The sequence below is a fragment of the Streptomyces sp. NPDC054786 genome, assembly GCF_053611685.1.
This window is the reverse complement of record NZ_JBSHAW010000026.1, coordinates 1-13,604: the sequence shown is the minus strand read 5'-3', so window position 1 is coordinate 13,604 and position 13,604 is coordinate 1. Positions and strand designations below refer to the sequence as shown.

The 13,604-nt window shown below is 71.6% G+C and carries 14 protein-coding genes; 6 read left to right on the top strand and 8 right to left on the bottom strand.

Annotated features, from left to right (window positions below):
- Positions 1-113 precede the first annotated feature (113 nt).
- Both ACWGI6_RS22230 and ACWGI6_RS22225 read right to left on the bottom strand, forming a co-directional pair.
- Entirely contained in the window at positions 114-1,127 is a 1,014-nt protein-coding gene (locus tag ACWGI6_RS22230) for a 2-hydroxyacid dehydrogenase (protein ID WP_453269128.1), read from the bottom strand.
- Positions 1,124-2,293 carry a lactate 2-monooxygenase gene (locus ACWGI6_RS22225; RefSeq protein ID WP_453269127.1) on the bottom strand — a complete coding sequence of 390 codons (1,170 nt, stop codon included), beginning with the start codon at positions 2,291-2,293 and terminating at the stop codon, positions 1,124-1,126. The genes ACWGI6_RS22230 and ACWGI6_RS22225 overlap by 4 nt, the downstream gene beginning before the upstream one ends.
- A gap of 114 nt (positions 2,294-2,407) precedes the next feature.
- Here ACWGI6_RS22225 and ACWGI6_RS22220 point away from each other — a divergent pair, with 114 nt between their 5' ends.
- Complete coding sequence (locus ACWGI6_RS22220; RefSeq protein ID WP_453269222.1) at positions 2,408-3,568, top strand: PucR family transcriptional regulator; 1,161 nt, start codon at positions 2,408-2,410, stop codon at positions 3,566-3,568.
- 56 nt (positions 3,569-3,624) lie between these two features.
- Here the strand turns inward: ACWGI6_RS22220 and ACWGI6_RS22215 are convergent, their stop codons facing one another.
- A complete protein-coding gene (locus ACWGI6_RS22215) occupies positions 3,625-4,086 on the bottom strand; it encodes a MarR family winged helix-turn-helix transcriptional regulator (RefSeq protein ID WP_453269126.1) in 462 nt (153 codons plus the stop codon).
- A 97-nt stretch (positions 4,087-4,183) separates the two neighbouring features.
- Between ACWGI6_RS22215 and ACWGI6_RS22210 the strand changes: the two genes are divergently transcribed.
- Positions 4,184-5,023 carry an SDR family NAD(P)-dependent oxidoreductase gene (locus ACWGI6_RS22210; protein ID WP_453269125.1) on the top strand — a complete coding sequence of 280 codons (840 nt, stop codon included), beginning with the start codon at positions 4,184-4,186 and terminating at the stop codon, positions 5,021-5,023.
- A 663-nt stretch (positions 5,024-5,686) separates the two neighbouring features.
- Entirely contained in the window at positions 5,687-6,769 is a 1,083-nt protein-coding gene (locus ACWGI6_RS22205) for a sugar ABC transporter substrate-binding protein (protein WP_453269124.1), read from the top strand.
- Positions 6,770-6,779: 10 nt separating this feature from the next.
- On the opposite strand, the gene ACWGI6_RS22200 is transcribed toward ACWGI6_RS22205, so the two are convergent.
- Entirely contained in the window at positions 6,780-7,502 is a 723-nt protein-coding gene (locus tag ACWGI6_RS22200) for an HAD family hydrolase (protein ID WP_453269123.1), read from the bottom strand.
- Between the two features lie 26 nt (positions 7,503-7,528).
- Positions 7,529-8,005, bottom strand: a complete 477-nt coding sequence (locus tag ACWGI6_RS22195; protein ID WP_393905258.1) for an Lrp/AsnC family transcriptional regulator — start codon at positions 8,003-8,005, stop codon at positions 7,529-7,531.
- Between the two features lie 350 nt (positions 8,006-8,355).
- On the opposite strand from ACWGI6_RS22195, the gene ACWGI6_RS22190 reads away from it, so the two are divergent.
- On the top strand, positions 8,356-8,805 hold the full coding sequence (locus ACWGI6_RS22190) for a nuclear transport factor 2 family protein (protein ID WP_453269122.1): 450 nt from the start codon (positions 8,356-8,358) through the stop codon (positions 8,803-8,805).
- A gap of 146 nt (positions 8,806-8,951) precedes the next feature.
- Here ACWGI6_RS22190 and ACWGI6_RS22185 read toward each other — a convergent pair whose 3' ends face one another.
- From ACWGI6_RS22185 to ACWGI6_RS22175, 3 genes are read right to left on the bottom strand one after another with little or no spacing between them, the layout of a single operon-like run.
- Positions 8,952-9,908, bottom strand: a complete 957-nt coding sequence (locus ACWGI6_RS22185; protein ID WP_453269121.1) for an MBL fold metallo-hydrolase — start codon at positions 9,906-9,908, stop codon at positions 8,952-8,954.
- Entirely contained in the window at positions 9,905-10,438 is a 534-nt protein-coding gene (locus tag ACWGI6_RS22180) for a flavin reductase family protein (protein ID WP_453269120.1), read from the bottom strand. The genes ACWGI6_RS22185 and ACWGI6_RS22180 overlap by 4 nt, the downstream gene beginning before the upstream one ends.
- A 41-nt stretch (positions 10,439-10,479) precedes the next feature.
- Positions 10,480-11,265: an SDR family NAD(P)-dependent oxidoreductase gene (locus ACWGI6_RS22175; RefSeq protein WP_453269119.1), complete on the bottom strand. Its 786-nt coding sequence runs from the start codon at positions 11,263-11,265 to the stop codon at positions 10,480-10,482.
- Between the two features lie 217 nt (positions 11,266-11,482).
- Between ACWGI6_RS22175 and ACWGI6_RS22170 the strand changes: the two genes are divergently transcribed.
- Positions 11,483-11,974, top strand: a complete 492-nt coding sequence (locus tag ACWGI6_RS22170; protein WP_393905253.1) for an SRPBCC family protein — start codon at positions 11,483-11,485, stop codon at positions 11,972-11,974.
- A gap of 410 nt (positions 11,975-12,384) precedes the next feature.
- Positions 12,385-13,515 carry a hydrolase gene (locus ACWGI6_RS22165; protein WP_453269118.1) on the top strand — a complete coding sequence of 377 codons (1,131 nt, stop codon included), beginning with the start codon at positions 12,385-12,387 and terminating at the stop codon, positions 13,513-13,515.
- Positions 13,516-13,604 lie beyond the last annotated feature (89 nt).

The following is a 13,604-nucleotide window of genomic DNA, read 5'->3' as shown; positions in this document are numbered from 1 at the left end:
GGGGGGCGGGGGTCGCACCGGATGGGCATTGCCAACCGGGCGGCCCCCGCCCGCGCGGGGTTTCGGCGGGTGGGGGGGGACCCCCCGGCGGTGGGCGGCCGTGGCGCGTGCCGTTACGAGACGACGTCCCGCAGCGGCTTGCCCTCCAGGTGCTCGATGACGTTCTGGACCGCGGCGAGGGCGATACGGACCAGCGTCTCGCGGGTGACTCCCGCGACGTGCGGGGAGAGCACCACGTTCGGGGCCTTGAGCAGACGCAGGGCCGCCGTGGGCGGTTCGGGGTCGAAGACATCGATACCGGCCCCGGCGAGGGTGCCGGCGGCCAGGGCGTCCGCGAGGGCGTCCTGGTCGATGAGGGCGCCGCGGGCGGTGTTGATCAGGAAAGCGGTGGGTTTGAGGAGGGCCAGGCGCTCCGCGTCGAGGAGGTGGCGGGTGCGGTCGGTGAGCGGGGCGTGCAGGGTGATGTAGTCGGAGGTGCGCAGCAGTTCGTCGAGGCTCAGATGGCGGGCGCCACCGAGGCGGGCCGCGGTCTCCGGGGCGACCGGCTTCGGCCCGGCGTAGACGATGTCCATGTCGAACGCGGCGGCCCGGCGGGCGACTTCCTCGCCGATGTGTCCGAGACCGACGATGCCGAGCGTCTTGCCGGACAGCTCGGTGATGGACCGCTGCAGGCGCGGCAGCGCCCAGTCGGCCTCGACGAGCGCCGTGTGGGCCGGGACCAGCTGCTTGGCCAGGGCGAGCATCAGGGCGAAGGTCTGCTCGGCGACGTTCTGCTTCTCCGCGCCGCTGGAGCCGATGTTGCAGACCGGGATGCCCCTTTCACGCGCCGCTTCCAGGTCCACGTAGTCGAAGCCGTGACTGGCGCACTGGACGAGCTCCAGATCCGGTGCGGCGGCGAGATGTCCGGCCGTGACCGGGGCCAGGCCGGTGATGAGGAGATGGGCCTCGCGCAGCGCCGCCGGGTCCTCGTCGGTCGTCTCGACGACGGTGACCCGGGTCTGCCCGGGGAAGAGGCCGGCCAGCCCGGCTCCGGCGGCGCGGCCTCCGACATGCGGCGAGACGACGGCGAGGACGTTCCGCACGGTGTGCGGCTCCGTGGTGGGGGAGGGGTCCGGCGAGGTGGTCATGCGGATTCCTTGATGAGGTCGTCGGCGGTCAGCGTGGCCGGGCGGGAGTGCCCGGACAGCGCGAGGGTCAGGTCGAGCTCGGCGAGCAGACAGCGGATGACATGCTCGACGCCCGCCTGGCCGTCGAGGCCGAGCCCATAGGCGTACGGGCGCCCCACCAGCACCGACTTCGCGCCCAGGGCCAGCGCCTTGAAGATGTCGTCGCCGGTGCGGATGCCGCTGTCGAAGAGCACGGTGAGCCGGTCGGCCGCCGCCTCGACGACGCGGGGCAGCGCATCGGCGGCGGCGACGGACCCCGCCACCTGGCGGCCGCCGTGGTTGGAGACGACCACCCCGTCCATGCCGGCCTCGGCGGCGCGCAGGGCGTCCTCCGGGTGCAGGATGCCCTTGAGCACGATCGGGCCGTCCCAGTTCTCGCGCAGGAACGCCAGGTCCGGCCAGGTCTTGGCGGGGTCGGCGAACATCCCCAGGAAGTGCATGACGGCCGCGTTCGGGTCCTCCTGCACCGGCTTGGCGAGCCCGGCACGGAACGCGGGATCGGTGAAGTAGTTGGCGGTGCCGACGCCGTGCAGGAACGGCAGATACGCCTGGTCGAGATCGCGCGGCCGCCAGGCGAGGAGCGGGGTGTCGAGGGTGACGAACAGTGCGGTGTATCCGGCCGCCTTCGCCCGGTTCAGAAAGCTCCTGGTGACCTCGCGGTCCTTCGCCCAGTACAGCTGGAACCACCGCTCCCCGTCGCCCATCGCCTCGGCGACCTCCTCCATGGGGGTGCTGGAGGCGGAGGACAGGATGTACGGAACGCCCTGGGCCGCGGCGGCTCGTGCGGCGCCGGGCTCGGCCTCCGGATGCATGATCGACAGCACGCCCACCGGCGCCAGCGCGAGCGGCGCGGGCAGCGCCCGCCCCAGCACCTCCACGGACAGATCGCGTTCGTGCACCTCGCGCATCATCCGCGGGACGATCCGCCGGCGGTGCAGTGCCGCCCGGTTGGCGTCGGCGGTGCTGCCGGTGCCCGCGCTGCCCGCCACATAGCCGACCGGGCCGGGGCCGAGGCGCCGCTCGGCGAGCTCCTCCAGCCGCGTCAGATCGGTCGGCAGCCGCGGTACGGCGCCGGTCATGCCGTGGAGATAGATCTCGTACTGGAAGTCCGCCCAGTGCTTCGCCATCCGTACGTCCCGCCTCTCGTCGCTGAGACTGCGTGCTCACCGAGATCCTGGCGACAGTGACAACACCCGTCCACCGCGATGCGCACAACACGCGGGTGGAATCATCACCCTGTGATGAAGGAACGGGAGCGTGTCCGGCAGCAGCTGCTCGCCGACCCCAGGGTGGTCGCGACGATCGTCGCCGCCGTGCGCGAGCAGGTCCCGGCCTATGCCGCCCTCGATGACGGCCGCCTCCACGAGGTGCGGGCCATCGCCGCCTGGGCGCTGGACCGGTTGCTGCATCTCTGGGCCACCGACAGCGCACTCACCCCGGCCGACGTCCGCAGGTTCCGCGGTATCGCGGCGGCGCGGGCCGCGGACGGTCGCCCGATGCAGGCGGTCCTGCGGGCCTACCGGGTCGCGGCGACGGTGATGACCGACAAGGTCGCGGCCGCCACACCCCCGCCCGGCGCACCGGACGCCTTCGCGCTCGCGCGGATGGCGCTGACCACCCTCGACACCCTTTCCGAAGAGATGGCCACGGCCTACACCGCCACCAGCGAAGATCTCACCGCGGACCGCGACCGGGCGCTGCGGCTGCTCCTCGACGACCTGATCGCGGGACGGCACGCCTCCATCGGCGCGCTGACCGACCGGGCCGCCCGGTTGGGCAGACAACTCCCGGACCCCTACTGCCTCTTGGTGGCGGAGCCCGCCGACGCGGACGGCGCCGGCGTGACGCAGGAGGCGGCCCTCGGGCTCCTTGCCTCGCTCGACGGCCACGGTGGCGACACCCCGCTGGCGACGGTCCGGGGCTCACGCGTCGTCCTGCTGCTGCCCGCCGCGGCCGGTGGGGCCGTGCCCCGGGCCCTGGGCGAGCGGGGCCTGCGCGGCTGTGCCATCTCGGGGGAGAGCCCGGACCGGATCGCCGTCGCCTACCGTCTGGCGGCCGACGCCCTGGAGACGGCACCCGCGCACGCCCACCACCCCGCGCGGGTCCTGACGGACGGCGACGCCCAGGTGCTGGCGCTCCTCGGCGGACGACCCGCCACCACTCCCGAACAGATCAGCCGACTGATCCTCGGCCCGCTCGTCCAGCCCGGCCGCCGGCACCTCATGGAAGCGCTCACCACCTACCTGGACACGGGCTCCGCGACCGCCGCCGCCCGGAGACTCGGCCTCCACCCCCAGTCACTGCGCTACCGGCTGCGCCGCATCGGCGAGCTCACCACGCGTGACCCGCGCGACCCCTGGCAGCGACTCACCCTGGACATCGCCCGTACGATCGCGCACTGAGGCGCCGGCGGCTCCGCCCGGCCCGCCTTGATCCGTGAGGCAGTCCCGGGCCGTCGTCAGCCGTCCTTGTTGGCCTTGAGTTTCTGCCACACCGTGCTCAGCGCTTCGAGGTCCTCCTGGTCGAGGAGATCGGTGAACACCGGGGCCAGACATGAGCGGCGGGTGGCATCGGCCTCCTCGAAGAGCCGGCGGCCTTCCGGGGTGAGGGACACCTCGACGGAGCGTGCGTCACGTGCGGACGGGGTGCGGGTGACCAGCCCGCGGCTCTGGAGGGCGTCCACGACACGGGAGACCTGGCTGCGGCTGAGCATGGTGCTGTTGCCGAGCACGGAGGCCGGGACCGGGTCCGGGCTGGAGGCGAGCCAGAGCATCACCTCGAACCAGGAGACCGGTAGATCGTGGGCCTTGCTCAGGGCGCGGTCCACGCGTTCGGTGAGGACGGTTCCGGCCCAGACCAGCCCGTAGAAAGCGTGGTCGGCCACGGGCATCTCGGCCTGGGTGAGCTTCCTTTTTGCCATACCGCAAGGCTACCGGTTGCGTGTGCGTACACACAATGTCTATGGTGTGTGTACACGCACGTAAATTGCTCCGTCGCACGGGGCCGAAAGGTTTGCCATGTCTTCCAAGGTTGTTCTGATCACCGGCACGTCCTCCGGCATCGGCCTGGCTGCCGCCGTCGCCGCGGCGCAGGCGGGCTGGCAGGTCGTGGCCACGCTGCGCGACACCGGCCGCGCCGACGCCCTGGGCAAGGCGGCCGGGGAGGCGGGGGTGGAGCTCGATGTCCGACAGCTCGATGTCGTCGACGAGGGCTCTGTCGCCGCGGCGGTCGACGGAGTGATCGCTGATTACGGCCGTCTCGACGCCGTGATCAACAATGCGGGTGCCGGGCACCTCGGCACGCTGGAGAACGAGACCGTTGCCGAGGTGCGCACGGTGATGGAGGTCAATTTCTTCGGTGTGCTTCAGGTCTCGAAGGCGGCGCTGCCGCATCTGCGCGCCTCCGGCGGCCGTCTGATCACCGTCACCAGCGTCGGCGGGGTCGTCGGTCAGCCCTTCAACGAGGCCTACTGCGCGGCCAAGTTCGCCGTCGAGGGTTACATGGAGAGCCTGGCGCCGGTGGCGGCGGAGCTCGGCGTGACGGTCTTCGTCGTCGAGCCCGGCGCCGTGGCGACCGAATTCGTCAACAACATCGGGGTGGACCTGGCGGGCGAGGTCGCCGCGGCGGGTCCTTACGCGGACGCGCTGCAGGCGTACCTGGACCGCACCGTCGCCCAGTTCCTCGGCAGCGCGCAGACCCCGGCCGAGGCCGCTGAGGCCGTGCTGGAGGCGCTCACCGCGGACCGGCCCGCGTTCCGTATCCAGACGTCGGACTGGGCACGCGGCTTCACCGGCACCAAGCTCACCGACCTGGACGGCTCGGCGGTGCTCGGCCTCACGGGCGGCTGGGTGGGCTGACCCGGTGCGGCTGCGCCGGACGTGCCGGCCGGGCCGCGCGCAGTGAGCGAAGCGGGTCAGAGATCGTCATGGCCCGGGTTCTCATGGTGAGGACTCGGGCTCAAAAAATTAAGCTAAAGACATTCCCAGGGATTCCCCATTTCTGCCGCCGTATTTGGTTGCGGTGCCGGGAAAAGCGGCCGGCGCCGTCGCCGCCGCGACGCCGTCGGCCCCGTTCTGAGTGGTCTTGACCAATTCCCGGCCCGGCTCCCTGGTCATCCCCGAAGGCTGTGCCCGGCATCTATTTCTCGCGCTTCCCGCGATCCGGCAGGCGCGGTGAAAGGCCGAGCAGGTGCCCGCGGGTGCGGCCGACGCCCGATACGGTGGCCAACTCCACTGGGATATGCCCTGGTTGATGGACAGTCGGCGGCGCGGAGCCCGGTGTCCGCCCGCTTCCCGCCGCCGAAGTGGCAGGGGTGAGAACCGGAGCGTTACGGAGTGTTCCGGAATGAATTGACCGTTTCGGGTCCGGCCGGAACACCTGCCGAGCGGCGGGGGTTCAGAGAGTCAACTCACGGCTCACTCCCACATCGTTATTGCTTCGATTCTTGACGGTAGGGCCGGAGATGACGTTCAATTCACCCGTTCTGGGCCGGTCAGGCGGCCCCTTTGGAGGTACCGGGAATGAATGCAATAATGCGGCGCGCGCTCACCGGCGCAATGGCGCTCTCGCTCGCAGCGCCCTTGGCGGCCTGTGGAAGTGATCACCAGGACGCCGGTGCCGGCAAGGACTCCATTGGGCTGCTCCTTCCGGAGAGCAAGGCCGCCCGGTACGAGAAGTTCGACCGCCGCATCATTTCCTCGCGCGTTGCGTCCCTCTGCCTCGAATGCAAGCTCGACTACCACAATGCCGAGCAGAAGGTCGACGACCAGAAGAGACAGTTCGACGCCCTGGTGAAGAAGGGCGTCAAGGTCATCATCCTGGACCCGGTCGACGCCGCGGCGGCCAAGAACTGGGTGGACTCGGCTGCCAAGAAGGGCGTCAAGGTCATTGCGTACGACCGGCTCGCCGAGGGCGATGTCGCGGCCTATGTCTCCTATGACAACGAGAAGATCGGCCGGCTCCAGGGGCAGGGGCTTCTCGCCGCTCTCGGTTCCCAGGCCGCCGCTTCCGACGTCGTCATGATGAACGGCTCGCCGACCGACCCGAATGCGCCGTCCTACAAGAAGGGCGCCCATGACGTCCTCGACGGCAAGGTCCGTAAGATCGTCTATGAGAAGGACATCCCCGACTGGTCCGCCGCGACGGCCAAGAAGGAGATGACCGACTTCATCAACGCCCACGGTGCCGCGGGTTTTGACGCGGTCTACTCGGCCAATGACGGTATGGCGGGCGGTATCGCCGCGGCGCTCAAGTCGGCCGGTGTCAAGAATGTGCCGGTCGGTGGCCAGGACGCCGAACTCCCCGCGCTGCAGCGGCTGATAGCCGGTACCCAGTCCTTCACCATTTACAAGGAAGTCAGGCCGGAGGCCGAAACCGCCGCCGAAATCGCCTTCCGTCTGCTGCGGGGCAAGAGCATCAAGTCCCTGACGTCGGACACCGCACACAGCAACAGCAAGTCCGCTGTCCCCGCCCAGCTGTTCAAGGCGCAGATCGTCACCAGGAAGAATATGAAGGACACCGTCGTCCGCGACGGCACCGTCCGGACCGACCTGCTCTGCGCCGGCGATCTCGCCGCCGAATGCAAGTCCCTCGACCTGGAGTGACCCTCCCCGGTCAGGGGGAAGACCGGACCGGCTGCCCGAGCCAGTCGTATGCGGCCCGCGCCGTGAATTCCCCCTGACCGCCCTTGAACAGCAGCCCGGCGCTCGCGAAGGCCGGGTCGTCGGCGGTGGCGGGCACATACGGGACGGCGATGCACCGCATTCCCGCCCGGTGTGCCGCGAGCGCGCCGGGCGCCGCGTCCTCCAGCACCACACAGCGGGCAGGATCGACACCCAGCCGGCGCGCCGCCTCCAGGAACACATCCGGCTCGGGCTTGCCGTGCGCCACCTCCTCGGCGGACACGACCGTGGTCAGCAGCGCATCGAGCCCGGTACCGGCCAGCACCGCCTCGATCGCGGCCCGCGACGAACCGGATGCCACGGCCATCGGGTGCCCGGCCGCCGACAGGCGCTCCACGAACGCGCGCATCTCGGGGAAGACCTCGGTGTGCGCCCGTGCCAGCTCCAGGTAGGTACGGTTCTTGCCCGCCAGCAGCTCGTCGAGCGGCGCGGCGATGCCGAACTCCTGGCTGAGAATCTCCAGGGTCTCGCGGGTGCCGATGCCGATGAAGCGGGTGTGGTGCTCCCAGCTGAAGTCCGGCACACCGTACCCGGCCAGCAGCCGGCGCCCCGCCTCGTAGTAGTTGGGCTCACTGTCCACCAGCGTGCCGTCGAGATCGAAGATCACCGGAGCGGGTGGGGCGGGCGTGACCCGGGATGCGGGGGAGGTGCTCATACCCACCAGCATGCCAAGCGGCCGGCTCATCGCGACCCGGCGGTGCCGACCTCCTCGACCAGCGGCAGCATGCGATGCGGCACCCGCTCGCGCAGCGCCACCTCCGTACGGGTACGGACCACGCCGGGCAGGCTGATCAGCCGCTGGATCACATCCTCCAGATGCGCCGCGTCCCGTGCCACCACCCGGGTCAGCAGATCCCCGCCACCGGTCGTCGAGAACGCCTCGATGATCTGCGGGACCTCCGCCAGCGCGTCGGCCACCTCCTCCAGATGGCCCTGGGTGACCTCGATGTGAACGAAGGCGAGCACGGGATGGCCGAGCGCGGCGGGGGACAGCAGGGGACTGTAGGCGGTGATCACACCGTCCCGTTCGAGGCGGTCCAGACGCGCCTGGACGGTTCCCCGGGCGACGCCGAGGAGACGTGCGTACTCCCGCACACTGGTGCGCGGCTGCTCCAGCAGCAGCCGGAGGATCTTGGCGTCGAGGGCATCCACGGCCATGGTGCAACGGCCTCCTCACGGGGCGGCGAGCTTCCTGGGGACTCGTGACGGTACCAATGGCCCAGTGAATGCAGTATCGGGTGGGCCATCTGTCCGCCCGGCCTGGCGTGCTTCCTTCGCTGCTCCCCGGCCTCCTCTCCCCGGCCTCCACCCGCCGGCCTCCTCTCGTCCCGACCGCAGCCTGCCCGCGTCCGATCGCCGCGTGCCGCGTGCCGGGTTCCGGGCGGAGCTGCCGGTCGACGGCCGCCGAGCTCCAGCGGCGCTGGAGAGGTACTGCAGCCCCGGGCGGAAGAGTGGGCCGTGGCCCGGTCGCCGTCCGTGGCGGCCGGCGGTCAGCGGAGGGAGCAGCCGTGTCGCAGGTGGTACGGACAACGGAACGTCAGGTCACCGGGGACCTCTACGCCGAGGTGCGGACCTTCTACGCGCGCCAGATGCGCCGCGTGGACGCCCTGGACATCGAGGGCTTCGCCGAGACATTCACCGAGGACGGTGAAGTGCTGCACGCCAACGGCGAGTTGGCGAAGGGGCGGAAGGCCATGGTCGCCGGTATGCGCGCGGCCCTGCCCCGCTACCGCGACATCGCGGTGCGGCACTGGTTCGACCACCTGCTGATCGAGCCCGTCGACCCGACGGGTGAGGAGCTGAGGGTGTCGTACTACTCCCTGGTCACCCGGACCGACCGGGCGGGCGTCGTGACCTTCGAACCGACCTTCACGGTCGAGGATGTGCTGGTGCGACGGGACGGGCAGCTGCTGACGCAGTCACGGGTGATCCACCGCGACAGCCCGGCCGCCGTCTGACGGCACGTCTCCCGGTACGGCAGGAGCGTCGGCAACGGCAGGCACGGAGGGGACTTGGGAGGTGCACATGTGTGAGGGCGGTGGGAGATCTCCCACCGCCCTCACACATGTGCACGCAGGCGGCCGCGCGCCCGGGGGAGCGGCCGTCAGGCGTGGCAGGCCGGGAGGCGGCCGAGGAAGGTGACCATCTCCTGGAACGAGGCCGCGACGTCGATACGGGCGCCGGGCGCGAGGCCCGTTGCCTCGGCGTAGGCGCGGTGCAGATTCCCGACCAGACGCTCGGCGTCCACCAGACCGGCGAAGCGGCCCAGATCGGCGGCGCGGGCGGTCTCCAGCGGGGTGCGGCCGGCGCGCAGACCGTCCTCGGCCAGCTGGGCCAGCCAGCGCAGATAGTCCTCCGTGGCGTCCAGTATCCCGGGCCCGGCCACCGGGCCGTGGCCGGGGACGACGGTCTCCGGCCCCAGGGCGCGCAGCCGCTCCAGCGCACGCAGGGAGCCGGCGACCGAACCCATCAGGACGTAGGGCGTCACCTGGGACCACACCACATCGCCGGTGAACAGCACCCGGCGTTCGGGCACCCAGACGACCACGTCGTGGGCGGTGTGGGCCGGGCCGACATGGAGCAGCTCGACGTGCAGCTCGCCGACGCGCAGGGTCAGCCGCTCGGTGAACGTCAGATCGGGGAGGGCGAGGGTGATCTCGCCCCAGTCGACGTCCGGCCACAGCCGGCACAGGCCGAGCCCCGACTCGGCCATGTCGCCGCGGGTCCCCTCATGGGAGATGACGGTGGCGCGGGGGGTGAAGAGGGAGTTGCCGAAGACATGATCGCCGTGGAAGTGGGTGTTGACCACGGTGTCCGGGCCGCCGGGCGCCACGCGCGTCACCTCGTCGCGCAGTCGCTCGGCCCTGGCGCGGGTCGCGACCGTGTCGACGAGGACGCACCGGCCGCCTCCTGTGATCACTCCGGCGTTGTTCAGGCACCAGCCGCCGTCGGGCTGTTCGTAGACGAAGACGCCGTCGGCCAGCTCCCGCAGCGTGGGTGCGCCGGCCGCCGGCCGGGGGGTGCGGGCCGTGGCGGTGCCGGCGGCCGCGGGGGCGTTCACGCGGTCTCCTGGGTGCCGGACAGCCGGGTGTAGCGGCCCTGGTGGAAGACGAGCGGGCGGGCCTCGTCGGGCGCGCGGTGCACGGCCACCACCCGGCCGATCAGCAGGACGTGGTCGCCGGCTTCGTACTCGGTGTCCAGCCGGCATTCGAAGGCGGCCACGGCGGACGGGATGACAGCGTTGCCGGTGGTGCCCTCGACGGCGCCGATACGGGCCATCGCCCGCTGTCCCTCGGGGCGGTCCGGGCGGGCGAACTCCGTGGAGAGCCAGTGGTGTTGCTCGCCGAGCACGTTGACGGCGTAGCCGCCGCCGCGCCGGATCCTCGGCCGCATCCGTCCGTCCTTCTTCACGGACACCAGGATCAGCAGCGGGTCGAGGGAGACCGAGGCGAGGCTGTTGAGCGTCATCACGATCGTCCGGTCGCCGCAGCCCTGGGTCAGCAGGGTGACGCCGGTGGGGAACGTTCCCATGGCCGCCCGGAACGTGGCGGTGTCGGGATGGTCCAGGAGGGTGGTGCCGGGGTCGGTCATCGGTGGGGCTCCGTCTCTGTCGTCCGCGGCGGGGTGCCGGATCAGTAATTGCCGAGTCCGCCGCAGACGTTGAGCGCCTGCGCGGTGACCGAGGCGGCGGCATCGGTGGTCAAATAGCCGACCAGGCCGGCCACTTCCTCGGGGGTGACATAGCGGCCGGTCGGGATCTTGGCCTCGAACTTGTCCTGGACGTCCCGTTCCGAGATGCCGAAGTACTCGGCGTGGCCCTGGCGTACGCGCTGTGCCATCGGCGTCTCGACGAAACCGGGGCAGACCGCGTTGACGGTGATGCCGGTCTTGGCGAGCTCCAGGCCGACGGCCTTGCTGAAGCCGACGACGCCGTGCTTCGAGGCGGAGTACGGCGCCGCCAGCACCACACCCTGTTTGCCTCCGGTCGACGCGATATTGATGATCCGGCCCCAGCCGCCGTCCTGCATCCGCCCGGTGGTCAGCACCTCGCGGGTGACCCGGAAGACGCTGTTGAGGTTGATGTCGATGACATCGAGCCAGGTCGCGTCGTCGATCTTCGCGGTCTCGCCGCCGCCGTTGCGGCCCGCGTTGTTGACGAGGATGTCGATGCGTCCGTAAGTATCGACGGCCTGCCGCACCGCCGCGCGGATCTGCTCCGGCGAGGAGACGTCGCAGGTGGTCCCGGAGACCTCCAGCCCCTCCGCGCGCAGTCGTTTGACGGTGCTGTGCACATTCTCCTCGCCGCGGGACACGCCGAACACGGCACTGCCCTGACGGGCCAGCAGCTCGGTGACGGCCAGGCCGATCCCGCTGGTGGCGCCGGTGACGAAGGCGACTCGTCGTGGTGCGTCAGTCATGGTGCTCTCCCGTTGTCGTGGCCGCGGACTGCCGACGGTGGCGGCGCGGCCTTGCGCGCGTCTCGACTGCCTCTGGAGCGCGGCGGACGGTCGCGGGCGGGGGAGAGCACGGGCGGGCAGGCGTACGGCGGTGGGTCGAGCGGGACTCGACGTGGTGTCGAGGCGAGCGGGTCAGCGTGCGGGTGCGCCCAGCCACGAAGGACATGAAGGAGGAGCCGTGCCCGAGCAGACACAGGCACCGACCCCGCCGCAGACGATCCCGGACGTACGTAAGTCGGTGACGGTCGCGGCCACACTTGAGCACTGCTTCAAGGTGTTCACCGAGCGGCCCGCGGACTGGTGGCCGCCGTCGCACATCCTCGTCAAGAAGGAACGCGCCGGCCTCGCCTTCGAACCCGGCGTCGGCGGCCGCTACTACGAGTGGGACGTGGACGGCAACGAGATCGCCTGGGGCCGGGTCCTGGAGTGGGACCCGCCGCGCCGCCTCGTGATGACCTGGCGCATCGACGGGCACTGGCAGTCGATCCCGGACGACGAGCGGGCGAGCGAGATCGAGGTCGACTTCACGGCCGTCGACGACCGCACCACGAAGGTGGAGCTGGCTCACGTCAAGCTGCACCGGCACGGTGAGGGCGCGTTCGGCATCTTCAAGGCGCTGGACGGGCCGAGCCCGGGGGAGACGCTGGAGCGGTTCGCCCGCGCCATCTGACCGCCACCGGCAGACGGGACCGAGCGGCCGCCGGCTTCCCCCGGCCCGCCTCTTCCGTCCGCCCACCCGCTCCCGCGGCGGTGCCCCGCCGCCGTGTGGCGCGCGGTGCGTCCACCACCCCAGGGCGCGCCGTGCCACCGCGCAGGGACGCCAGCACCCCGTACGCCCCTGCCTTCCGAGGCCCCGGACCCCAACGGCGCGGTCCGGGGCCTCGCCGGTTCCGTCCGCGCCGGTCCCGGCCGCCGTGTTGCCTTCGCCCCGGCCGAGGTCCAGGGCCGGTGCAGCCGACCTCTAGGCGGTGTCGTCAAGCTCCCTTCCGGCTCGACGGGAGGGTGACGCCCCCCCCGGCCCGCCCCCGCACCCGACCGGTCACCGCACCGCGAGGCCCGTCATCACAGGAGGACATGAGGATGCCTGCCGATACACAGCTGGACACCGGGCTCGTCCCGGCCGCGGAGAAGGTGCGCATCCTCGCGGCCGAGCACGCGGCCGAGGCGGACCGCACCGGAACGCTCTCCCCCGACGTCATCGACGCCCTGCGCGGCGCGGGCTTCGCCCGGCACTTCGTGGCCCGCTCCCGGGGCGGCACCGAGGGCACGTTCGCGGAGCTGACCCGCGCGGTCCTCACGATCGGGGAGGCCTGCGCGGCGACCGCCTGGTGTGCCTCGCTGAGCGCCTACTCGGCCCGTTTCACCAGCCATCTGCCCGCCCGCGGCCATCAGGAGGTCTGGGGAGCGAGCCCGGACCCGGTGATCGCCACCGCGCTGATGCCCGGCGGGCGTGCGGTGCCCGACGGCGACGGCTGGCGGCTCTCCGGCCGTTGGGCCTACGTCAGCGGCATCGACTTCGCCGACCGGGTGCTGGTGTGCGCCACGGTGGCCGGCGGCCCGGACGGCGGCGACGGGCCGCCCCTGATGCGGTTCTTCGCCCTGCCGCGCGCGGTCTGCACCGTCGAGCGGACCTGGGACAACGTGGGGATGCGCGCCACCGGCAGCCATACGGTGTCGGTGGACGGGGTCGCCGTCCCCGGTCATCTGTCGTTCGACCGGGCCGACATGCTGGCCGGCCGCAGTGCCGACTCCGATGTGGCCGCTCACAACGTGCCGTTCCAGGCCGTCGGCGGACTGACCTTCATCGCGCCGGTCGTCGGGGCCGCCGCCGGCGCGCTGGCGTCGAGCGCGGCGACCATGACCGGCCGGCGTCGCAACCCGTCGAACGAGCTGCTGCTGGTCCGGGCCTCCGGCCGGATCGACGCCGCACGCCACCTCGTCGAGGAGAACGCCGAGGTGCTCGACGAGCGCCGCTTCACGCCCGAGCACATGGCCCGCAACGAGCGCAACGCCACCTTCGCCGCGGAGCTGTGCACCGACGCCGTCGGCCTGCTGGTCCGTGCGGCGGGCACCGGTGGCCTGGGGGAGTCCGCACCGCTCCAGCGACTGTGGCGGGACGTCACCTCGGCGGCCGGTCACATTGCGCTCCAGTACGACACGGCGGCCCGCAAGAACTACTCGGCGGTGCTGCTGGCGGCGGCCGGGGGCTGACCGGCCCGGGGAAGCAGCGAGGAGGGGTGGGGGCGGTCGACGGGAGCCCACCCCCCTCCTACGCGGTGGTCTTCGCCGCCCCCGAGGCC